This window comes from Serratia sp. BNK-12, assembly GCF_047456085.1.
GTDB classification, from domain to species: domain Bacteria; phylum Pseudomonadota; class Gammaproteobacteria; order Enterobacterales; family Enterobacteriaceae; genus Serratia; species Serratia liquefaciens.
On sequence record NZ_CP179896.1, the window covers coordinates 3412538 to 3435571 of the forward strand.

Annotated in this window: 19 protein-coding genes; 11 read left to right on the forward strand and 8 right to left on the reverse strand. The window is 57.0% G+C overall.

Going from position 1 to position 23034, the window contains the following annotated elements; genetic code table 11:
• Positions 1–8 precede the first annotated feature (8 nt).
• Complete coding sequence (clpA, locus tag ACMGG1_RS15890; protein ID WP_020826106.1) at positions 9–2288, reverse strand: ATP-dependent Clp protease ATP-binding subunit ClpA; 2280 nt, start codon at positions 2286–2288, stop codon at positions 9–11.
• A gap of 27 nt (positions 2289–2315) precedes the next feature.
• The gene (gene clpS, locus ACMGG1_RS15895; RefSeq protein WP_020826105.1) at positions 2316–2636 is read right to left on the reverse strand and encodes an ATP-dependent Clp protease adapter ClpS; all 321 of its coding nucleotides are present in this window, start codon (positions 2634–2636) and stop codon (positions 2316–2318) included.
• Between the two features lie 359 nt (positions 2637–2995).
• Between clpS and cspD the strand changes: the two genes are divergently transcribed.
• A complete protein-coding gene (gene cspD, locus ACMGG1_RS15900; protein ID WP_004942590.1) occupies positions 2996–3217 on the forward strand; it encodes a cold shock-like protein CspD in 222 nt (73 codons plus the stop codon).
• A 79-nt stretch (positions 3218–3296) separates the two neighbouring features.
• Here cspD and macB read toward each other — a convergent pair whose 3' ends face one another.
• Both macB and macA read right to left on the reverse strand, forming a co-directional pair.
• A complete protein-coding gene (macB, locus tag ACMGG1_RS15905; RefSeq protein WP_122078097.1) occupies positions 3297–5243 on the reverse strand; it encodes a macrolide ABC transporter ATP-binding protein/permease MacB in 1947 nt (648 codons plus the stop codon).
• Entirely contained in the window at positions 5243–6358 is a 1116-nt protein-coding gene (gene macA / locus ACMGG1_RS15910) for a macrolide transporter subunit MacA (protein WP_261108009.1), read from the reverse strand. The genes macB and macA overlap by 1 nt, the downstream gene beginning before the upstream one ends.
• A gap of 192 nt (positions 6359–6550) precedes the next feature.
• Between macA and ACMGG1_RS15915 the strand changes: the two genes are divergently transcribed.
• Positions 6551–7519 (forward strand): VirK/YbjX family protein, encoded by a 969-nt coding sequence (locus ACMGG1_RS15915; protein WP_258089924.1) that lies wholly within the window; start codon positions 6551–6553, stop codon positions 7517–7519.
• Here ACMGG1_RS15915 and ACMGG1_RS15920 read toward each other — a convergent pair.
• A complete protein-coding gene (locus ACMGG1_RS15920; protein WP_414160851.1) occupies positions 7516–9180 on the reverse strand; it encodes an ATP-dependent endonuclease in 1665 nt (554 codons plus the stop codon). The genes ACMGG1_RS15915 and ACMGG1_RS15920 overlap by 4 nt on opposite strands.
• Before the next feature lie 192 nt (positions 9181–9372).
• Between ACMGG1_RS15920 and ACMGG1_RS15925 the strand changes: the two genes are divergently transcribed.
• The 5 genes from ACMGG1_RS15925 to ltaE all read left to right on the forward strand — a co-directional run bounded on the left by ACMGG1_RS15925 (position 9373) and on the right by ltaE (position 16240).
• A complete protein-coding gene (locus ACMGG1_RS15925; protein WP_414160852.1) occupies positions 9373–10269 on the forward strand; it encodes a lysine exporter LysO family protein in 897 nt (298 codons plus the stop codon).
• A 174-nt stretch (positions 10270–10443) separates the two neighbouring features.
• Positions 10444–12093, forward strand: coding sequence for a hydroxylamine reductase (gene hcp, locus ACMGG1_RS15930; protein ID WP_414160853.1), 1650 nt, complete (start codon positions 10444–10446; stop codon positions 12091–12093).
• Positions 12094–12144: 51 nt separating this feature from the next.
• Positions 12145–13149, forward strand: a complete 1005-nt coding sequence (gene hcr / locus ACMGG1_RS15935) for an NADH oxidoreductase (RefSeq protein ID WP_262244458.1) — start codon at positions 12145–12147, stop codon at positions 13147–13149.
• Positions 13150–13329: 180 nt separating this feature from the next.
• Entirely contained in the window at positions 13330–15051 is a 1722-nt protein-coding gene (gene poxB / locus ACMGG1_RS15940; RefSeq protein ID WP_020826097.1) for a ubiquinone-dependent pyruvate dehydrogenase, read from the forward strand.
• Between the two features lie 172 nt (positions 15052–15223).
• Positions 15224–16240: a low-specificity L-threonine aldolase gene (gene ltaE, locus ACMGG1_RS15945; protein ID WP_414160854.1), complete on the forward strand. Its 1017-nt coding sequence runs from the start codon at positions 15224–15226 to the stop codon at positions 16238–16240.
• A gap of 36 nt (positions 16241–16276) precedes the next feature.
• On the opposite strand, the gene ACMGG1_RS15950 is transcribed toward ltaE, so the two are convergent.
• Positions 16277–16624: a DUF1294 domain-containing protein gene (locus tag ACMGG1_RS15950; protein WP_048761815.1), complete on the reverse strand. Its 348-nt coding sequence runs from the start codon at positions 16622–16624 to the stop codon at positions 16277–16279.
• A 145-nt stretch (positions 16625–16769) separates the two neighbouring features.
• On the opposite strand from ACMGG1_RS15950, the gene ACMGG1_RS15955 reads away from it, so the two are divergent.
• Positions 16770–18209 carry a DUF2867 domain-containing protein gene (locus ACMGG1_RS15955; RefSeq protein ID WP_142815564.1) on the forward strand — a complete coding sequence of 480 codons (1440 nt, stop codon included), beginning with the start codon at positions 16770–16772 and terminating at the stop codon, positions 18207–18209.
• Between the two features lie 157 nt (positions 18210–18366).
• On the forward strand, positions 18367–19377 hold the full coding sequence (locus ACMGG1_RS15960) for an NAD-dependent epimerase/dehydratase family protein (protein WP_020826093.1): 1011 nt from the start codon (positions 18367–18369) through the stop codon (positions 19375–19377).
• On the opposite strand, the gene ACMGG1_RS15965 is transcribed toward ACMGG1_RS15960, so the two are convergent.
• Positions 19378–20214 (reverse strand): N-acetylmuramoyl-L-alanine amidase, encoded by an 837-nt coding sequence (locus ACMGG1_RS15965; protein WP_262244460.1) that lies wholly within the window; start codon positions 20212–20214, stop codon positions 19378–19380. It abuts the gene before it with no gap.
• Positions 20215–20403: 189 nt separating this feature from the next.
• Here ACMGG1_RS15965 and ACMGG1_RS15970 point away from each other — a divergent pair, with 189 nt between their 5' ends.
• Complete coding sequence (locus ACMGG1_RS15970) at positions 20404–21921, forward strand: DUF3300 domain-containing protein (RefSeq protein WP_414160855.1); 1518 nt, start codon at positions 20404–20406, stop codon at positions 21919–21921.
• A gap of 38 nt (positions 21922–21959) precedes the next feature.
• Here the strand turns inward: ACMGG1_RS15970 and ACMGG1_RS15975 are convergent, their stop codons facing one another.
• Entirely contained in the window at positions 21960–22283 is a 324-nt protein-coding gene (locus ACMGG1_RS15975) for a heavy metal-binding domain-containing protein (RefSeq protein ID WP_020826090.1), read from the reverse strand.
• A 161-nt stretch (positions 22284–22444) separates the two neighbouring features.
• Here ACMGG1_RS15975 and ACMGG1_RS15980 point away from each other — a divergent pair, with 161 nt between their 5' ends.
• A complete protein-coding gene (locus tag ACMGG1_RS15980; RefSeq protein ID WP_020826089.1) occupies positions 22445–22993 on the forward strand; it encodes a lipoprotein in 549 nt (182 codons plus the stop codon).
• Positions 22994–23034: the final 41 nt, after the last annotated feature.

The window sequence follows — 23034 nt, forward strand, 5'->3', positions numbered from 1 at the left end:
ACCCGGCCTTAGTGCACCGCACCTTCATCCGCTTTACGCATCGAGGCGCTGAGGAAGTGGTAAGTCAGTTTCTGATTGTCCTTGTCCAGCTCGACTTTCACCGAACCGCCGTCCACCAGTGAACCAAACAGCAATTCGTTGGCCAGCGGTTTCTTCAGGTTTTCCTGCATCACACGCGCCATCGGACGAGCGCCCATTGCACGGTCATAGCCTTTCACCGACAGCCAGTCACGCGCTTCATCGCTCACTTCCAACGACACGCCCTTCGCATCCAGCTGCGCCTGCAGTTCGACGATAAACTTATCGACAACCTGCTGGATCACCTCGGTCGACAGATGGTTGAACCAAAGAATGTTGTCCAGACGGTTACGGAATTCCGGCGTGAACACTTTCTTGATCTCTTCCATCGCATCGGTGCTGTTGTCCTGCTGCACCAGACCAATCGATTTACGTTCGGTTTCACGTACCCCGGCGTTAGTAGTCATCACCAGGATCACGTTGCGGAAGTCCGCTTTGCGGCCGTTGTTATCGGTCAGGGTACCGTTGTCCATAACCTGCAACAACAGGTTGAACACGTCCGGATGCGCCTTCTCGATTTCATCCAGCAGCACCACCGAGTGCGGATGCTTGAGCACCGCGTCGGTCAGCAGACCGCCCTGATCGTAACCGACGTAGCCCGGAGGCGCGCCAATCAGACGGCTGACGGTATGACGTTCCATATACTCGGACATATCAAAACGCAGCAGCTGAATATCCATCGCCTTCGCCAACTGCACCGTCACTTCGGTTTTCCCGACGCCGGTTGGCCCGGCAAACAGGAAGGAACCGACCGGCTTGCGATCGTGCCCCAAACCAGCACGGCTCATCTTGATCGCTTCAGTCAGCGCTTCAATCGCCTGATCCTGCCCGAATACCAGCATTTTCAGACGATCGCCCAGACTTCTCAGTACGTCGCGATCGCTCGCCGACACGGTTTTCTCCGGGATACGCGCAATACGCGCCACCACAGATTCGATGTCGGCCACGTTGACGGTTTTCTTGCGTTTGCTTACCGGCATTAACCGGCTGCGGGCGCCCGCCTCGTCAATCACGTCGATAGCCTTGTCCGGCAAATGACGGTCGTTGATGTATTTCACCGACAGCTCGACCGCCGCACGCACCGCTTTGGCGGTATAACGCACGTCGTGGTGCGCTTCGTACTTGGTCTTCAGGCCGTTGATGATCTGAATGGTCTCTTCCGGCGTCGGCTCGGTAATGTCGATTTTCTGGAAGCGACGGGCCAGCGCACGGTCTTTTTCAAAAATGTTGCTGAATTCCTGGTAAGTAGTGGAACCGATAACCCGGATCTTGCCGCTGGAGAGCAGCGGTTTAATCAGGTTGGCGGCATCCACCTGCCCACCGGAAGCCGCACCGGCGCCGATGATGGTGTGGATCTCATCGATAAACAGAATGCTGTTCTTATCCTGTTCCAACTGTTTCAGCAGCGCTTTAAAACGTTTTTCGAAGTCGCCACGGTATTTGGTACCGGCCAGCAATGAACCGATATCCAATGAATACAGCGTGCAGTCCGCCATCACTTCCGGAACGTCGCCCTGCACAATGCGCCAGGCCAGGCCTTCGGCAATCGCCGTTTTACCGACGCCGGATTCCCCCACCAGCAGCGGGTTGTTTTTGCGACGACGGCACAGTACCTGAATAGCACGCTCCAGTTCAGGGTCACGGCCAATCAAAGGATCGATGCCGCCTACCCGTGCCAACTGGTTGAGGTTGGTGGTGAAGTTTTCCATACGGTCTTCCCCTCCGGACTGCTCTTCATTCACCGGGTTTTCCGCATTCGGCGCTTGGCCCGGTTCGTCTTTACGTGTGCCATGTGAAATGAAGTTCACTACGTCGAGACGGCTGACGTCGTGTTTGCGCAGCAGGTAAGCCGCCTGCGACTCCTGCTCGCTGAAAATCGCCACCAGCACGTTGGCGCCGCTGACTTCGCTGCGGCCGGAAGATTGCACATGGAATACCGCACGCTGCAGTACGCGCTGGAAGCTGAGCGTCGGCTGAGTGTCGCGCTCTTCTTCGCTGGCGGGCAGCGTCGGCGTGGTTTGTTCAATAAAGGCTTCCAGCTCCTGGCGTAACGCGGCCAGATCCACCGTACATGCCTCTAGCGCTTCTCGCGCGGCAGGGTTGCTGAGTAACGCCAGCAACAGGTGCTCCACGGTCATAAACTCGTGTCTGTGCTCACGCGCTCTGGCGAAAGCCATGTTGAGACTGAGTTCCAGTTCTTGATTGAGCATAAGCACCTCCCCAATAGTTGCCTAAATCTAGGCTTTTTCTAGCGTACAAAGCAACGGATGCTCGTTCTCCCTCGCATAACGGTTCACATGGACGACCTTGGTTTCCGCCACCTCGGCGGTAAAGACACCGCAGATCGCCTTGCCTTGATAGTGGACCGTGAGCATCAGTTGCGTTGCGCGTTCAATATCATAAGAAAAGAACTTTTGCAGAACGTCAATCACAAATTCCATCGGTGTGTAATCGTCGTTGTTAAGTATAACTTTATACATAGACGGCGGTTTTACCGCATCGATTTGTTTTTCCTCGGCCAAATGTTCGAAATTTAGCCAACCGTTGTTATTGCCCATCGCTGCTCATCTTCTCTGCTCTGTCCTTTAATATGGGGACAGGTTCCGGTTATTCAAAGTGGGGTATCATTACTATTTTATCATCTTCGCCATCATCCCGCCGCACTGGAACGTGCGCAAAAATCTCTGACGAATTGTTACCAAACAATGTCAAGATCGTTACCTGCTTCAAACTTTGATGAACTGCTCCCTGCCGACAAAAGCCGATCCCTTGACGTGATGATCATTTGCTCTAGAGTGTAAATTCGTGAGCTGGTGGTGTTTTAACCACTTTCAGGCTCATCTGCTACCTGCTTCTGGCGGGTGCGAATTCAGTTATTCATCTCACCTAAAAATAGCGTTGCGAGGGATGTAAAAGCATGGAGACGGGTACTGTTAAATGGTTCAACAACGCCAAAGGGTTTGGGTTTATCTGTCCTGAAGGCGGCGGCGAAGACATATTCGCCCATTATTCTACGATTAAGATGGATGGGTACCGGACACTCAAAGCCGGCCAGCAGGTCAGTTTTGATGTGCACCAAGGGCCAAAAGGGAACCATGCGAGTCTTATTGTGCCACTGGAAAGCGAGGCCCTGGCCTAACGCGCTTCTACAGAGTCAGTTTGAAACACCCCGCTAAAAAATGCCAGCCGCCGTGTGACTGGCATTTTTTATTCGCTGATTATTCGCGTGCCAGCGCGTCAATCGGGTTAAGCCGCGCCGCGCTGCGGGCCGGAAGATAACCGAACACCACGCCGATAGCGGTGGAACAGACAAACGCACTCAACAGGGCCGCCGGAGGGAAGCTGATTTGCCAACCCGGCAACACCAACTGCACCAACAGGCCGATGGCAAAGGACAGCGTAATCCCCAAAGCACCGCCGACCAGACACACCAGCACCGCTTCAATCAGAAACTGCTGTAGTACGTCGCCGGAGCGTGCCCCCACCGCCATGCGGATGCCTATCTCACGCGTGCGCTCCGTCACCGATACCAACATGATGTTCATCACGCCGATACCGCCGACCACCAGTGATATCACCGCCACCAGCGTCAAAAACAGCTGCAGCGTACGCGTGGTTTTCTCTGCGGTCTGCACCAGGCTGTCCATGTTATAGGTGAAGACGTCTTTCTTGCCGTGGAGCAGCGTCAGCAAGCGCGTCAGCTGTTGCTCCGCCTCCTGGCTGTTGTAACCATCACGAATGCGCACGGTAATCGAATCAAAATAGGCGTTCCCCATCAGCCGATTGGCCATGGTGCTATAGGGTACCCAGACGTTCAGCGTCTTGCTGCTGCCGAACATAGATTGCTTTTCCTTCGCTACCCCCACTACCGTCGCCGGCATATTGCCCACCAGGATCACCCGGCCTACCACCTCTTTCTGATTCGGGAACAGGCGGCGCTGGGTATTGGCGTCGATCACCACCGTCTGCGACTGTGATTGCACCTGCAGTTGATCAATGCCGACGCCCTCAGTAAAGGTCATGCCGTACACGCGGAAAAACTGTTCGCTGACGCCGTTAACGTTGGCTGCAACATCAACGTTACCCAGCCGCAGCCGCATACTGCTGGCGATGCTGGGCGACAATGCGCTGACGTAAGGCTGCTCGCGCAACGCGGCAAGATCGTCGTACTTCAATGCCTGGCGGAAAGTCGGATCGTCGTCACCAAAGTCCTTGCCGGGATAGATATCTACCGTATTGGTGCCGATGGATTTGATATCTGCCAGCACCATCTGTTTGGCTGCATCGCCGATCACCAGGATCGAAACCACCGAGGCGATGCCGATAATAATACCGAGCATGGTCAGCGCAGTGCGCATTTTACTTGCCGCCATTGCCCGCCAGGCCATCACCAAGGCTTCGCGGAAACGTCCGATAGTCTGCTGCCAGGACGGCGCCGGCGTAACCATCTCCAGCGGTTTGGCGTTCGGGTTGCTCTGCCCATCAGGGCGTGAATCGGCAATGATTTCGCCGTCGCGGATTTCAATGATCCGCTCAGCCTGCTTGGCCACGGCCGGATCGTGGGTCACGATAATCACCGTATGCCCCTGCTCGCGCAGCTGCTTGAGGATGGTCATCACCTCTTCACCGGAATGGCTGTCGAGGGCACCTGTCGGTTCATCCGCCAGGATCACCTGACCGCCATTCATCAGCGCACGAGCGATACTGACCCGCTGCTGCTGACCGCCGGAAAGCTGGCTAGGTCGGTAACTGACGCGCTCGCTTAGCCCCAGGCGCTGTAACAGCGCCACCGCACGCTCACGTCGTGCCGCCTTGCCCAGCCCGGCATATACCGCAGGCACTTCGACGTTATGCGCCGCGCTCAAATGCGGCAACAAATGATACCGCTGGAAAATAAAGCCGAAATGTTCACGCCGCAGCCGAGCCAATGCGTCGCTATCGAGCGTCGCCACGTCCTGCCCGGCCACCCGATACACGCCGGCGCTGGGCTTATCCAGGCAGCCGAGAATATTCATCAGCGTCGATTTACCGGAGCCGGAGGCGCCCATAATGGCCACCATTTCGCCGGCCTCGATGCTCAGGCTCACGTTCTTCAGCACCGCCACCGTCTGATCGCCCGACTGATAGCTACGGCTGATGCCGCTCAGTTCCAACAATGCGGCCATCAGAGAGGCTCCGCGCCGCCGCGGCTGACGATCACTTCGTCGCCGATATTCAGTCCGCTGAGGATTTGCACGTCAATATTATTACGCAGGCCAATCGCCACTTCGCGCTTTTCCTCCTTGCCCTGCTTGAGGATCGAAACCTGATAGCGGTTATCCGCAATTTGATCGCCCAGGGCCGCCAAAGGGATAATTTGCGCCTGATTGACCCCCGCCAGTTGAATATGCACCTGCGCCGTCATTTGCAAACGCAGTAACCCCTCGGGGTTCGGCACTTCAAAGCGCGCGTAGTAGAAGATAGCGTTATTGACCTTTTCCGGCGTTGGTTGGATATCTTTCAGCACGCCATCAAAGCGTCGATTAGGATCGCCCAGTACGGTAAACCAGGCTTTTTGCCCCGGCTTCAGGCTGATAACGTCCGCTTCCGACACCTGGGCTTTTACCAACATGGTGCTGAGATCTGCCAGCGTCAAAATATTCGGCGCCTGTTGCGCCGCGATCACCGTCTGGCCTTGAAGCGTGGTGATTTGCACCACGTCGCCATCCATCGGCGCTTCAATGCGGGTAAACGCCAGATTGATTTTTGCCGTGTCCAGGCTGGCCTGGTTTTTGGCGATTTGCGCATGAATGGTGCCTACCTGCGCCTTCTTCACTGCCAGCTGTGTGGCGGCCTGATCCAGATCCTGACGCGAGACGGCCTGCAGTTTGGCCAAAGCCTGATTGCGCTGCAGCGTAACCGCCGCCAGCTGTTGTTCCGCTTGCGCCTGCTGTAACTGGGCATGCAGCTCGCGCAGCGTCGCCTCGCCCTCGCGGATGCTGTTTTTCGCCTGCTGCGGATCAATCACCCCGAGCAACTGACCTTTCTTCACCCGGTCGCCAATTTCGACGTACAGGCTTTCCAACTGCCCGCTGACCTGTGCACCCACGTCCACCTTGCGAACCGCGTCGAGCTGACCGGTCGCCAGTACGTTTTGCTGCAGACTGCCCTGGGTGACCTTCACCGTTTTAAACTGGGTTGGCGTCGGGTGCCCAAAGTGCCAGACCGCCGGCACAGCGATTACCGCCGCTACGATCAGCGCGATTATCCAGCGTCGTTTGTGTCCTTTAAACCACGTCAAAATAGGTTCCTGCCTGTTGCAATTCATACTGCCAATAGCGGCAGCGGGGCTAAATTATCACGCACGGTGCGGAATAACTAAACCTTAGCTCAACACAATGTGGAGACACGCTTGGTTACAGTTGGGCATTGACCTCTCGTTTAGTGAAGCCTTGATGAAATAGCACCATTCAATACAGTCAAGGATTTCATCATGTCACAGCTCAGCTACCCACTCGTATCTGCACGTCCGCTTAACGGCTGGCAACTGATGACGGCGCTGATCAATGGCGAAAAGACGCCGAGTAAAGCCTGGAAAAAAACGTCATTCCGCTTGAAGTTTATCGGCCGTTCGTTATTTTGCTGGCGCACCACCAGCGGCCTGCTCAGCACGCTGGCGTCCAATCCCCTGCTGGATGAGATCCTGAACGCGCAACCCAATCTGCCGTGCAAACTGCATCGTCCGTATCTGGCAGCCAACATGAGTAAAATCGAGTGCTTATTTGCCCTGCGCGACCATTACGATCTCAGCACCCAACGCATGCCAATGAAAATGCTGCTCGGTCATCTGAAAAAGCCTTTTGTGCTCGCCAGCGCCGAAGGCAAGAGTGGCGCCGCGGTGTCACTCGAACTGGCGGCCATCGACAACCTGAACAAGGAAGGCGAAGCCACCCTGCTGCTGCGTAACGCCAACGGTATTATGTTGGCGGAAATCACTTTTTCGCTGATGCACTATCAGCAGAAACCGACGCTGTTTATCGGCGGGTTACAGGGAGCTAATCATCAGGTACCGCATGCTGAAATCCAGCAGGCCACCAAGGAGTGTCACGGATTGTTCCCCAAACGCCTGGCACTGGAAGGGATTTGCGCTCTGGCCCACCATTTGGGCATTCAGCAAATCGTGGCGGTCGGCAACGCCACCCATATCTACCAGAACTGGCGTTATCACAGTAAAAAGAAAGACAAGCTGCATGCCGACTACGATCAGTTTTGGGTATCCATGGGCGGCCAGATGCTTGAAAGCGGCTATTTTTTATTGCCGAAGAGCATCACCCGCAAACCGATAGAAGAAGTGGCCAGCAAGAAACGCGCTGAATACCGCCGTCGCTATCAACTGCTGGACGAGTTGGAACTGGGAATGGCAGAGCACTTTCGTGCCCAGCCCCGTTTTACTTCGGTCTAATCGGCGCGGCCACGCGCCAGCCAGGTCACACGCGAAAACATTTTCTTCAGCAGTGGCGGCACCGAGTCCGTGCCCCACTGGCCGGCTTGCATCGCTACTTCGATCGCCAAATCGGGTTTCGAGGAGTGATGCACCGCCTTGAGGATCACCTTACGCACCGGCATCTGCGTATTCTTCGGCACCGAGGCCACCCGGTAGTAGACCGGGCTGAAGCCTTCGCGGAACATAAAATGCTCCATATCCGGTGCAGGTAAAGCGGTCAGTCGGTCACGCTCGTTATCGTCGTGGTTATCCAACATGCTGCGTACGGTATTGGCGTACTTTTTCCCCGCTTCATCACCGTCCACCAAAGCATGCCATTCAATGCCCATGCGACGGGCGAACTTCAGCAAAGGTTTTAATCCGCATTGGGCGAACTCGATCACGCGTACGCCCTCTGCCTCAAAGTGATATCCGCACTGGCGCGCCAGCTCGCTCAACAGCCAGACCTCGGTCTCGCCTTCCACCAGCAACCAGCAGCGGGCAAACAGCGAAGATGGCCGATTAAAACGAATATGAAAAGCAATGCGGCGCCCATCCTCCGGACTCAGCCCACGCGGTCCCAGGCGGTAAGTGGCGACGCGCCCGGACTCACGCACCAACCGACAAACATGCTCTACCGGCACCAGCGACACCAGTTCACTGGAGTTGGTGGTGGTGATCCGTTGCAACGGCAACTGGTTAAGCAGCCCCCAGGCCACCGACAGCATAATCGGATGCAGACGGGTTTCCGGGTCTTCCACCAGCAGCAGCGGCCGGGCGTGCGGATCCAGCTTGATGCTGCCCTTGGCCTGCAGCAGCGTAGAAAACATTCCCAGCAAGATAAGCCGCATGCTACGGCTGTTAGGTTCTGCCACCATACGGTTGATGCTGTCCAGGGAGCGCCATGCCTGCTGATCCTGATCTTGATCCAACCGTTGCCGACGCGGCCGGGAGACCTGCGAACCCTGCTCGGCAAAGTAATGCTCCAGCAGTTGCTGCATTGCTGCCAACCCCTGCCGCAGCTCGGCGTTAGTCAGCTTTTGCGGGTTGCGTACCAACTCTCGCGTCAACTGATCCAACTGCTGGGACAGGGCCTTATTGTCAGCCGGGTTTTCATCGTTCAACGTGCTGGGCCGCAGACGGCGGATGAAACGCGCATCGCGCAGGCGCAATACCGGATGGATGCGAATAATGGCATGTGCCAGTTGCTCAATATGATGCAACTGCATCGCGTTACCGTCGGCATTCAGGAAGCCGCGCCAGGTACAAACCGTGCCGTCATCGGCCAGTTCGCCTTCACAGCGGTAATAAATTCGGTTGAGGTTATCTTCGCCTTTGACCCACAGCGGCGAAAGGTGGCGGTAACGGGGGAGATGAGCATGGCCGATGTCTTTCTCACAGAAGGTAAAGACCACCTGTAAATGCCGTTCTTTGGCCTCTTCCTCGCCAGGAGGGAAATGAAAGTCATGCCCTTCAAAACGGTACAGCTTTTGCTCCGGCGCCAGCAGCAGGGTCAAGGCGTCCAACAAGCTGGATTTACCCCAGGCGTTTTCACCCAGCAGCAGCGTGTTGTCGTCCAACATCAGCGACAGCCGGTTAATGCCGCGAAAACCTGCAATCTCGATACGCTCTAAGAACATCTGTCGCCTCCCGTGCGCGCTGCCACCGTCCTTAATGGGGTGACCTTCTCTGAGCATGGTCAAAAAACCCCTTGCAGGTCAAGAGGACGACGTCAAATCTGCCGCTTTACTCCGGTCGCCGTTTTGGTTAGCGTGTGGTGCCTCGCCGGTCATCCTGGCGCCATCTGCCGAACAAAGGACGTAAGCTTCACCATGTATTCAGGACTGCTGATTATTCTCTTACCGCTGATTGCCGGTTACCTGGTTCCATTACGCAGCAGAATGTTACTGCAAACCATTAACCGTCTGCTGAGCTGGATGGTTTACGTGATCCTGTTTTTCATGGGTATCAGCCTGGCGTTTTTGGAAGATCTGAGCAGTAATCTGGTGCTGATTTTTCAGTATGCCTCGGTGTTCTTCCTGTGCATTCTCGCTGCCAGCCTGCTGATGCTGGCGCTGCTGGAACATAAAATGCCGTGGCGGAACAGCCATAAACAGGAAAAGCTGCCCTCGCGCCTGCATATGGCGCTGGAATCGCTCAAACTCTGCGGTGTGGTACTCGGCGGCTTCCTGCTCGGCCTGACCCAGTGGCAATGGTTGCAGTTTGCCAATAAAGGCAGCGAATACGCGTTAATTTTCCTGCTGTTGCTGGTCGGCATCCAATTGCGCAACAGCGGCATGACCCTGCGCCAAATCGTACTTAACCGACGCGGCATGATGGTGGCCGTGGTGGTGACGGTCAGTGCACTGGCCGGCGGGGCGCTGGCAGCGCAGCTGCTGGGGTTGCCGATCAAAGCCGGGCTGGCCATGGCCTCCGGTTTTGGCTGGTATTCGCTTTCCGGCATTCTGATCACCGATGCCTACGGTCCGGTATTGGGCAGCGCAGCCTTCTTTAACGATCTGGCACGCGAGCTGGTGGCAATTATGCTGATCCCAAGCCTGGTACGACGCAGCCGTTCCTCTGCGCTGGGCCTGTGCGGTGCCACCTCCATGGACTTTACCCTGCCGGTGTTGCAGCGCAGCGGTGGGTTGGAAATGGTGCCACCGGCGATTGTGCATGGCTTCCTGCTAAGCCTGCTGGCACCGGTACTGATCGCCCTGTTCTCCTGACCTCTTTTCCGGGGGCTCCGCCCCCGGAAAGCGTAATAATTCCCATCCGCACAGCGAAATTGCGCTAAATCAAACTTCCCTTTGGTTACGCCATAAAAACCTTTTTAAGCCTCGGTTGCCGATCTATGCTCTTAAACAAGCATTTAAAATGCAACTTTAAAAAAGGAAGCGATTATGTTCTGTGTGCAATGTGAACAAACCATTCGTACCCCAGCAGGCAACGGCTGCTCTTATGCCCAGGGCATGTGTGGTAAAACGGCGGAAACTTCGGACCTGCAGGATCTGCTGGTAGCGGCATTACAAGGGCTGTCAGCCTGGGCGCTGCAGGCACGGGCTCTCGGGATCGTCGATCATGATATCGACAGTTTTGCCCCGCGCGCCTTCTTCTCCACCCTGACCAACGTCAACTTCGATTCTGACCGCATCATCGGTTATGCACGCGAAACTATCACCCTGCGCGAATCACTGGCGGCACGTTGCCGCCTGCTGGATGCCGGCGTACGCGTCGATCATCCACTAGCTACGTTGCAGTTGGCCGGTGACGATATGCCTACACTGCTGCAACAGGCGGCTCAGTTCGCTCTGAATACCGATAAAGCCGAGGTCGGCGACGACGTGCACGGCCTGCGCATGCTCTGCCTGTACGGCCTGAAAGGCGCGGCGGCCTATATGGAGCACGCCCACGTATTGGGTCAATATGACGACCAGATTTACGCCGACTATCACGCCTTTATGGCCTGGCTCGGCACCCAGCCGCGTGATGTGGATACCCTGCTCAACAACGCGATGGGCATCGGCAAGATGAACTTCAACGTGATGGCCATTCTCGATCACGGCGAGACACAGGCCTATGGCGATCCGCTGCCCAGCGCGGTTAACGTCCGTCCGGTGGCGGGTAAAGCCATTTTGATCTCCGGTCACGATCTGAAAGATCTGCGCATGCTGCTCGAGCAAACCGAAGGGCAGGACGTGAATGTCTATACCCACGGCGAAATGTTGCCGGCACACGGCTACCCGGAGCTGAAAAAATTCAAACATCTGGTGGGGAACTACGGCAGCGGCTGGCAGAACCAGCAGACCGAGTTTGCCAAATTCCCCGGTCCTATCGTGATGACCTCCAACTGCATTATCGATCCTAACGTCGGCAACTACGGCGATCGCATCTGGACGCGCAGCATCGTCGGCTGGCCGGGCGTCAACCATCTGGAAGGAGATGACTTCACCCAGGTGATCGCCCAGGCACAAGGCATGAAGGGGTTCCAGTATACCGAAATCGAACATATGATCACCGTCGGCTTTGGCCGTCAGACGCTGCTCAACGCTGCCGATACGGTGATCGATTTGGTGGCGCAAAAGAAACTGCGTCACGTCTTCCTGGTGGGTGGCTGTGACGGCAGCCGCGATGAACGCAGCTATTTCACCGATTTTGCCCGCAGCGTCCCGCAAGACTGCCTGATCATGACGTTGGCCTGCGGCAAATACCGCTTCAACAAGCTGGATTTCGGCACCCTGGAAGGCTTGCCACGCCTGCTGGATGTCGGCCAGTGCAACGACGCCTATTCTGCCATCATGCTGGCGGTCAAACTCGCCGATACGCTCGGTTGTACCGTCAACGAACTGCCACTCAGCCTGGTCCTGTCTTGGTTTGAGCAGAAAGCGATCGTCATCCTGCTGACGCTGCTGTCGTTAGGGGTGAAAAATATTGTCACCGGCCCGACGGCACCGGGTTTCCTGACCGAGAACCTGATGGCGATCCTCAACGACAAGTTCGGCATGCGTCCGATTACTACCGTTGAGCAGGACCTGCACGCCCTGCTTGGTTGATCCCGTTTTTTGGGGCCGCAGATGCCGGCCCCTTTGCTTTTGAGGTGCCCTATGACCCAACCCAGCCCACTTTGTCCTAACCGTATGCAGGTCCATTCGATCCGACAGGAAACCGCCGACGTCTGGACGTTAAACCTGATCTGCGACGTTTTTTACCCTTATCAAGCCGGCCAGTTTGCGCTGGTCAGCATTCGCAATAGCGAAGAGACGCTGCGCGCCTATACCTTGTCTTCTTCCCCCGGCCAAAGCCGTTTTCTCAGCATCAGCGTACGTTGCCTGCCGGACGGCATCGGCTCCCGTTGGCTGACGCGTGAGGTTAAACCCGGCAACACCCTGTGGCTGTCTGACGCCCAAGGCGAGTTCAGCTGTGAACAACACCCGGCCGACAGCTACCTGATGTTGGCTGCCGGCTGTGGCGTCACGCCAATCATCTCCATGTGTCGCTGGCTGGTGGCCAATCGTCCGACCTGTGATGTCGCCGTAATCTTTAACGTACGCACCCCTGCCGATACCATTTTCGCCGAGCAGTGGCGCGAGCTTTGTGCCGCTCATCCGCAACTGCGGCTGACGCTGGTGGCCGAACAAGATATCCAGCCAGGGTATCTCAGCGGGCGGATCAGTGCCGAAGTGCTGCGCCAGGTCGCGCCGGATATCACCGAACGCAGGGTGATGACCTGCGGTCCTGCGCCTTATATGACCCAGGCGGAGCAACTGTGCCTGCAGCTTGGCGTGCCGGCTTCCCGCTTTCACAAAGAACAGTTTCATACCCCGGCGGAAACCGATAGCGGGCAAGGTGCAACTTTAATGCTGCGCTCCGCCCGGCCGTTGGGTGAATACCACGTCCCGGTAGGCAGCACGCTGCTGGCAGCGATGGAAGCCAACGCATTGCCGGTCAATGCGGCCTGTCGCGCCGGGGTATGCGGCTCGTGCAAAACGCGCATACTCGAAGGCGACTACACCACCACCAGCAGCATGACGCTCACACCGGCTGAAATCGCCCAGGGCTATGTGCTGGCCTGCAGTTGCCAACTGCAGGGCGACGTTACCCTCGCCTGACGCTTACCGCCCCATCGCCAATGATGGGGCATTTATCGGCAAGCAGGCTTGGCACTCCCCTTCTACACTTTCCCGGTTGCGCGCTTTTATTACGTTCATCTGCTCAATAATCAATAAGCCATACCCGAGGAATTCAGACGATTGAAAATCAAGGGTATTTCTATCATGTTTGGGGGAAGTATGAAGCAAACCGTAGCCACGCTGATCGCCAAAACTCTGGAACAGGCCGGTGTGAAACGCATTTGGGGCGTCACCGGCGATTCACTTAACGGCCTCAGCGACAGCCTGCACCGTATGGGCACCATCGAATGGCTGGGTACGCGCCACGAAGAAGTCGCTGCCTTTGCCGCCGGTGCGGAAGCCCAGCTTACCGGCCAACTGGCGGTCTGCGCCGGATCTTGTGGGCCAGGTAACCTGCATCTGATCAACGGTCTGTTCGACTGTCACCGCAACCACGTACCGGTACTGGCCATTGCTGCCCATATTCCCTCCAGCGAGATTGGCAGCGGTTATTTCCAGGAAACTCACCCACAAGAACTGTTCCGCGAATGCAGCCACTACTGCGAGCTGGTTTCCAACCCGGAACAGCTGCCGCGGGTGCTGGAGATTGCCATGCGCAAAGCGATCCTCAATCGCGGGGTGTCGGTGATTGTGCTGCCGGGGGACGTGGCGCTGCGCATGGCACCGGAAGACGCCAGCATGGTGTGGCACACTCCGGCATTGCCGCTGGTGCAGCCGCCCATGAGCGAGTTGAACAAGCTGGCCGCAACCCTTAACAAGGCAAAAAATATTACGCTGATGTGCGGCAGCGGCTGTGCCGGTTCTCATGATGAAGTGGTCAAGCTGGCCGAACTGTTGCAGGCACCGGTGGTGCATGCTTTGCGCGGTAAAGAGCATATCGAGTGGGACAACCCCTATAGCGTCGGCATGACCGGTCTGATCGGTTTCTCTTCCGGCTATCACGCCATGATGAACGCCGATACCCTGGTGCTGCTCGGTACCCAGTTCCCGTACCGCGCCTTCTATCCTACCAACGCCAATATCATTCAGATCGACATCAACCCAGGCAGTATCGGGGCGCACTGCCCGGTCAATATGGCGCTGGTGGGCGACATCAACACCACCCTGACCGCCCTGCTGCCGCAGTTGGAACCCAAGAGCGACAGTGCCTTTCTCGACAAGGCCCTGGAGCATTACCGCAACGCGCGCAAAGATCTGGACGGCCTGGCCACCGCCAATGACGATCAGCCTATTCACCCGCAGTATCTGGCGCAACAGCTCAGCCAGTACGCCAGCGACGACGCCATCTTCACCTGTGACGTCGGCACGCCGACGGTATGGGCGGCCCGCTATCTGAAAATGAACGGCAAGCGCCGCCTGCTCGGTTCGTTCAACCACGGTTCGATGGCCAACGCCATGCCGCAGGCGATTGGCGCACAGGCAACCGAACCGAACAAGCAGGTGATAGCCATGTGCGGCGACGGCGGTTTCACTATGCTGATGGGCGACTTCCTGTCGTTGGCCCAGCTAAAACTGCCGGTCAAGATTGTGATCTTCAACAACAGCGTTTTGGGCTTCGTGGCCATGGAAATGAAGGCCGGGGGCTACCTGACTGACGGCACTGACCTGCATAACCCTGACTTTGCGGCGATAGCCAATGCCGCCGGCATTAAGGGCATTCGCGTGGAGAAAGCGTCGGATCTGGACGGCGCACTGCAGGAAATGCTGGCGCACCCCGGCCCGGCATTGCTCGATGTCGTCACCGCCAAGCAGGAACTGGCGATGCCGCCGCAGATCAAATTCGAGCAGGCCAAGGGCTTTAGCCTGTATATGCTGCGGGCGATCATCAACGGCCGCGGCGACGAAGTGGTCGAACTGGCAAAAACCAACTGGTTGCGTTAATGACCCACCCCGGGAACAACGATCGCTGTTCCCGGTATTTTTTCTCTTTTGTCATCAGAAAATCTGGCTATGATGAAAACCGCATTCTCTTTCACATTAGCTATCCCCAATAGATTTCAAGTTGCAACCAACAACGCTGCGGCTTGAAAGATGAAGGGGATAAGGAATTTTTATGCTTATTGATCTACGCAGCGACACAGTAACCCGCCCCAGCGCCGCTATGCGTGAAGCCATGGCCCAGGCCGAAGTCGGTGATGACGTTTATGGCGATGACCCTACGGTCAACGCACTGGAGGCGGAAGCGGTTCGCCTGTCCGGTAAAGAGGCGGCGCTGTTCTTGCCAAGCGGCACCCAGGCAAACCTGGTAGCGCTGCTGAGCCATTGCCAGCGCGGTGACGAATACATCGTCGGCCAGCAGGCGCATAACTATAAATACGAAGCCGGCGGTGCCGCGGTACTGGGTAGCATCCAACCGCAGCCGATTGAAGCCAACCCGGACGGTACCCTGCCGCTGGACAAGGTCGCGGCGGCAATTAAACCCGATGATATCCACTTTGCCAGAACCCGTCTGCTGAGCCTGGAAAACACCATCAGCGGCCGCGTGTTACCGCTGGCGTACCTGCAACAGGCCTGGCAATTCAGCCGTGAACACAAGCTGGCACTGCATATCGACGGGGCGCGCATCTTCAACGCCGCAGTTGCGCTGAATGTGCCGCTGAAAGAGATCGTGCAGTATTGCGACACCTTCACCATTTGCCTGTCGAAAGGGCTGGGCGCGCCGGTAGGCTCGTTGCTGTGCGGCAGCGAAGCCTTTATTCAGCAGGCGATACGCTGGCGCAAAATGACCGGCGGCGGCCTGCGTCAGGCCGGTATTCTGGCCACCGCGGGACTCTATGCGCTGGAGCATAATGTCGAACGGTTGCGGGAAGATCACGATAACGCCAAGTGGCTGGAGCAGCAGTTGCAAAACATTGGCGTGGAGATCGCCGAGCCGGGCGCGCAAACCAACGTACTGTACCTGCGTCAGTCCCCTGAATTGGCGGCAAAACTGGGCCCCTGGATGCGCGAGCGCGGCGTGCTGATCAGCAGCGGTCCGCTGACGCGTATTTTGACCCACCTCGACGTCAGCCGTCAGGATTTACAGCACGTGGTCGATTTGTGGCAACAATTCCTCAAGCAGCATGCCTGATGCATGCCTCAACGGGGCGCTAACACGCCCCGTGTTTTAGAGGATCCAGCGGCCGTAAACCCAATACCAGATCGCCAACGTTGCCACGACGTTCAACACCACGCTGAAGATAAACCAACTTTTGAACGGCTGTTTTTGGGTTTTGTGACGGAACAATTGCTGCGCAACGATCGCCCCAATCCAGCCACCCACCAGCCCGAACACCCATAGCGTGATTTCAGGCACCCGACGCCAACCCTTGCGCGCGGCCAGTTTATCGACACCGTACACCAATAACGTCAGCAGGTTAGCCAACAGCCACCACATCCAAATCGGATGCAGGAAAAATAAACTGGCGATCAGCGCCAGACCTAACAGGGCATAACAAACGGCATTGAGTTTCATATTTTTTCGGCTTAGCACAGACAAACGGTGCGTAGTGTGACGCTGCCTTAAGGTGGATGCAATGCCTGCATAACCACACAAAAAGTGCATTTAAACCCTGAGTTTGGCATGCTGTCATCGACTTCCACTGCATAAGGCAGCGCTAATGACACCTCAACGCGTATTGGTTCTTGGAGCCAGCGGCTATATTGGCCAGAACCTGATCCCCCACCTGATCGAACAGGGACACAGCATTACCGCCGCCGCGCGCCGCCTTGAATGGCTTCAGGAGCAGCATTGGCCGCAGGTCAACTGCCAGTACGTGGATGTCTACCAACCAGAAACCCTGACCGCCGCGCTGTGGGAGATCGACGCCGTTTATTATCTGATCCACGGTATGGGCGACGGTGATGACTTTATCGAAAAAGAACGCCAGGCGGCGGAGAATCTGCGCGATGCGCTACGCAACGCCAGCGTAAAACAGGTCTTTTTTCTCGGTGCGCTGCAACCGGAAGGCGAGAGTTCACCGCACCTGGTGGCACGCAAGCTGACCGGGGAGATCTTGCGCCAGAGCGGCGTACCGGTCACCGAACTGCGCGCCAGCATCATTGTCGGCCCCGGTTCTGCGGCCTTCGAAATTATGCGCGATATGGTCTACAACCTGCCGGTGCTAACCCCGCCGCGCTGGGTGCGTTCCAAATCTTCGCCGGTCGCGTTGGAAAATCTGCTGGTGTATCTGGCCGATCTGCTGGCGCACCCGGCGGAAGAAAACCGCATTTTTGACGTCGCCGGCCCGGAGTACATCAGTTATCAAACAATGTTTGAACGCTTCATTGCCATCAGCGGCAAAAAACGCTGGCTGATCCCCATACCCTTGCCCACCCGGTTTATCTCGGTATGGTTCATCAGCATGATCACCTCGGTGCCCACCTCGATCGCCAATGCGTTGATCCAGGGGTTGAACCACGATCTTCCCGCCGACGGTAAACCGCTACAGGCTCTGATCCCGCAGACGCTGCAAACCTTCGATCAGGCGGTGACAGCTACCCTGCGGCGCGAGGAAGAAGTGGTCGACTCCGCCGACTGGGGCTACGATCCGGAAGCGCGAGCCCGCTGGCGACCAGGCTATGGCTTCTACCCGAAACAGGCGGGCTGTTCGCTGGAAACCCAGGCCTCCAGCCAGGCGCTGTGGCATACGGTGCAGCAACTGGGCGGGAAAGAGGGCTATTTTTACGCCAATATCCTGTGGAAAATCCGTGCCCGCATGGACGACATGATCGGCAATCGCGTGGTTTATGGCCGCCCCCAGCGTGAGACGTTGGCCATTGGCGACCTGGTCGATGGCTGGAAGGTCATCACCATTAAACCACTGCGGCAGTTGGCGTTGCTGTTCGGCATGAAAGCACCGGGGTTGGGCCGGCTGGTGTTCACCATCAAAGATCATGGCGACCACCGCACCCTGGATGTGCGTGCCTGGTGGCACCCTGCCGGTTTTAGCGGACTGCTGTATTGGTTCGCCATGATGCCCGCTCACCTGTTCATTTTTCGCGGTATGGCGCGCCGTATCGCCAGGCTGGCCGAAGAGAACCCGCGCAATATGTCCTGACCATCGCTTATTTGTCGATCAACCGCACAGTTTACTGCTGCGGTTAGGGCCTTTCCGATTGCATAGCGCACGAAATAACGGAAGAATGGCATCTTATTTGCTGGAACGCCGCTGAAGGCCGTCAGCATTCTGATTTTTGGTGAGAATAGAGTTCGTTATGAAGGTATTGGTCACCGGTGCAACCAGTGGGTTAGGCCGTAACGCCGTTGAATATCTCCGCCGCCAGGGCATTAAAGTGCGTGCCACCGGCCGCAACCAGGCCATGGGCAGTCTGCTGGAAAAAATGGGCGCGGAATTCATTCATGCCGATCTCACCAACCTGATCTCATCGCAGGCCAAAGCCATGCTGGCCGACGTGGACGTGCTGTGGCACTGTTCCAGCTTCACCTCGCCATGGGGCACCGAAGAAGCCTTCGAACTGGCCAACGTGCGCGCTACCCGTCGCTTGGGCGAGTGGGCAGCGGCCTACGGCGTTTCGCAGTTTATCCATATCTCTTCGCCGGCGATCTACTTCGATTACCATCACCATCGCAACATTACCGAAGACTTCCGCCCCGCGCGCTATGCCAACGAGTTTGCGCGCAGCAAAGCCGCCGGTGAACAGGTGATCCAGCAGTTGGCGATGTCCAACCCGCAAACCCACTTCACCATCCTGCGCCCTCAGGGGTTGTTCGGGCCGCATGACAAAGTGATGCTGCCGCGCCTGTTGCAGATGATCAAACGCTACGGCAACCTGCTGCTGCCACGCGGCGGCGCGGCACTGGTGGACATGACCTATCTGGAAAACGCGGTGCACGCCATGTGGCTGGCCACCCAGAAAGAAAATACCCCATCCGGCCGCGCTTATAACATCACCAATCAGCAGCCACGTCAGTTGCACAGCGTGGTGCAGCAGTTAATTGACGAGTTGGGGATGAAGTGCCGGATCCGCTCTGTGCCCTATCCCATGCTCGATATGATGGCGCGCGGTATGGAGAAACTCGGCAGCAAAAGCGAGAAAGAGCCGGTACTGACCCACTATGGGGTCGCCAAGCTCAATTTTGATCTGACGCTGGACACCACTCGTGCCCAGCAGGAGTTGGATTACCGGCCGATAGTTTCGCTCGATGAAGGCATTTCCCGCACCGCTCGCTGGCTAAAAGAACACGGTAAACTGCACGGCCTTTAATTAGCGAGCTGCCCCGTACTTCAACAGCAAGGCATCAACGATCGCCTCCGTCTCCGCATCCGGCTCACCGCGATAATCGCTGGGCCGGAAATGCATCTGAAACGCCGCCAGCACGTTCTTCTGCTGCCTGACATCCCACCGAGCGTCAATACCATAACCGTAACGCGCCAGCTTTTCGATCAAGGGGGCCAGGGGCACGGCCGCCTGCTTGTCGCGGCCGGCCAGTAGCCTCTGCACCTGCTGCTCGTCCGGCCAGGCGCCAATACCGGCCTGCGCCAGTTGCCGCCAGGGGAATAACGGACCCGGGTCCTGCTTGCGTTGGGGCGCGATGTCGCTGTGCCCCACTACGTCCGTCGGCTGAATGCCATAGCGTTGAATGATATCGCGGCTCAGCGGGATCAACAGGGCTATTTGCTGTGGCGTGAAGGGCTGCCAATGGGTAAACAGCAGGGTGCGGTTGAATCCGCGATTGACTATTTCAATCCCTATCGAGGTATCGTTCAGGTTGGTTCTGCCGCGCCAGGTGCTGGCCCCGGCATGCCATGCGCGCAGGGCTTCAGGCACCAGTTGAAACGCCACCGGTTTGCCCTGTACCAATGGCGGGTGCGCGGGCAGCAGATAGTGCGCGCTGACGTGTTCATCCGTCAGGGTTTTAAGCGAGGAATGGAAATCTTCTGCGGTGTAATGCATCACCAGAAAACGAATGCGCTGGTCTGCTCCCTGCGCCTGATGCAGGGTTTCCAACTGATAGTCGCCCCGGTCTATGGTGGTGCTTTGCGGTGCGCTTTGGCAGCCGGCAAGCAATGCGGCAACAAATATCCCTGGCCAAATTTTCACGAATCCCTCCTGCCGTCGAGCGGCTCAAATTTGTAACTCAAATTGATTAATCTGTATCCAATAATCAAGTTAATCAATAAATGATGACAGAGAGGCCAGATGTGCAAGTGAGTGTTGCGCCGCGCTGGCGGACTCCATGGCAGATGATAGCTTCATAGTATTACCTGCGCTGATAAAAGTGAGTCGCTCATGTTCAAGCTCAACCCTGTCGCCTGGCTGATCTGCATCGCCATGCTGCCGCTCAGCGGCTGTGACCAAAAAACGGTAGCCAATACCATGGGGGGAACCGCGCCTGCTGTGGCCACGCCCGCGGCAGCATCAACCTATACGCCACTGAGTGCCGATCAATTGTATCAACTGGTCAGCCCGGTGGCGCTTTTTCCTGACAAACTGTTGGCGCAGGTACTGGCCGGTGCGGGTTATCCCGATCAAATCAGCGCGGCGGATAACTGGCTGGCGCAAAACCGGGGGCTGCAACCGGCCGCGCTCACCGCAGCCGCTGGCGCTCAACCCTGGGACCCCAGCGTACGCGGTTTGGTACAATTTCCTGACGTGCTGGATCAGATGGCTAAAAATATTCCCTGGACCACCGCGCTGGGCAGCGCTTATCTCAACGACCCTACCGACGTGATGAACGCCATTCAGGTCATGCGCCAACGTGCCGCCGCCAAAGGCACGCTGAAAACGTCGCCGCAGCAAAGGGTGGTCATCACGCCTGCAACCCGTTACGTTGAACCGCAACCCTATCCGCAAAGCGTCGTGGTTGCGCCGGCGCAAACCATTGTCATCGAGCCCAGCCAACCGGATGTGGTTTACGTGCCGCGTTACGATCCCTGGGTGGCCTATGGCGAACCTGTCCCGGCCTACCCGAGCTATCACTATCAGAGTGCCTCAGGCTATAGCAGTGGCGATATGCTGGCGGCAGGCGTGATCAGTTTTGGCGTGGGTGTCGCGGTCGGGGCATTGATCAATCAGCATCATGACAACTGGCATAGCTGGGACGTGCGCTGGAATGATCGGCGTCAACCGGTGGTCTATAACAATACGCCTTATATCTCGCACTCCACCACGGTGATTAACCGTGTCACCAATATCAACCAATACAATAATGTGAATCGCAGCACCACGGTGAATAACTATCACAATGCGCCAGTCAATCAGGTGCCGCATTTTGCCGCACCAACGCCTTATGCAGCCCCTAAGGTTGCCAACCTGCAACAGCCACATTTTACGCCGCCCGTCGCAGCCAATGAACGCCAGCCGATGACGGCGCCGAACTTTGCCCATGCAGCTACGCCAGCGCCCCATGCGATGACACCGGTCGCCCATGTTCAGCAGCCAATGACCCTGCCGAGTTTCGCTCATTCAACACCGGCAGCCGTGCGCCCGCACCCAGCGACAGTCACGGCCCCCGTTCATCAGGCCGAGATCCGACCGGCTCGTACGCGTGAACAACATCTACCGACTCCTGTCAGCGTACAGCAAAGGGCGCAGCTGCCGGCCGTTAAACCTGTCGAACACGTCGCGCCCAAGGCTAACGTTCTTCGCCCGCAGCCGGTTCAACCACGGCCAAATGCCATGATGCCGCATAACGCACCAACGCCGTTCCATCAGCCACAGATTCAACAGGCACAGCATCACCCTGCCCCAGCGGCCAAACCGCAGGAACATCGCCCGCTAAAAGTGGAAGAACACAAAGTAGGATAAACGAATGCCCCCGGCCTTGGCCGGGGGCAAAGAAAGGATTAGCGGCTGACTTTCACCGCGGTACCGCTGACGGTCACCATTAACATGCTGCTGTCTTTACCCACGGTTTCGTAATCGATATCAATGCCTACCACCGCATTGGCGCCCAATTCTTTCGCCTGCTCCTCCAACTCCCGGAAGGCAATCAGGCGCGCTTTACGCAGCTCTTTCTCATAAGCGCCCGAACGGCCGCCCACGATGTCGCGCACGCCGGCAAAAAAATCGCGGAAAATATTCGCGCCCAAAATGGCCTCGCCGGTGACAACGCCGCAGTACTCGGTAATAGTAAACCCTTCCAGGGTCGGGGTAGTGGAAAGCTGCATGAAAACTCCTTGCTTGATTGATTCATCGCACTTATCTGACCATTGATTTGGCATTATGTTCTGTATTGAAATGGCACGCAGTACGAATGCAAGGCCAGAAATCGCATTTATACTGTAGGCTAATGGTCTTCATGGTAGAGACTTTCACATAAGGTAATGAGATGAAAACAAAAACGATTGCGGCTGTTTTGCCCTTAGCGCTGTTACTGAGTGCCTGCACCACCGTCGAACCGGCATTCAAGGATATCGGCTCCCGTACCGGCGGTTGTGTGGAAGGCGGCCCGGATACGGTCGCACAGAAATTTTACGATCTGCGCCTGCAACAGGGCGCCGCTACCACCCTGCCCGACAGCAACCGTCTGGCGCAGTTGCAACCTTACCTGAGTAAAGTGCTGTATCAGGATCTGGTGACCGCCAACCAGAACCCGGGCAAACATCAGGTCACTGGCGATCTGTTTACCGGCAACGCGCAGGGACCGACCAGCGCCACCGTCGCCAGCGCTTCTACCATCCCGAATACCGACGCAAAAAATATTCCATTGCGCGTACAGCTCAGCTACCAGAAGGACGGCGGCAGCGCGGTCAACTGGCAGGATGAGGTGCTGATGGTGCGTGAAGGCACCTGTTGGGTGGTGGATGATATCCGCTATCTGAACGTGCCTCCGCATGCCGCCAGCGGGACGCTGCGTCAGGTATTGGAAAACCAGTAAGCTCACACGCCCCACCGTCATCTGCTTGATGCCGGTGGGTA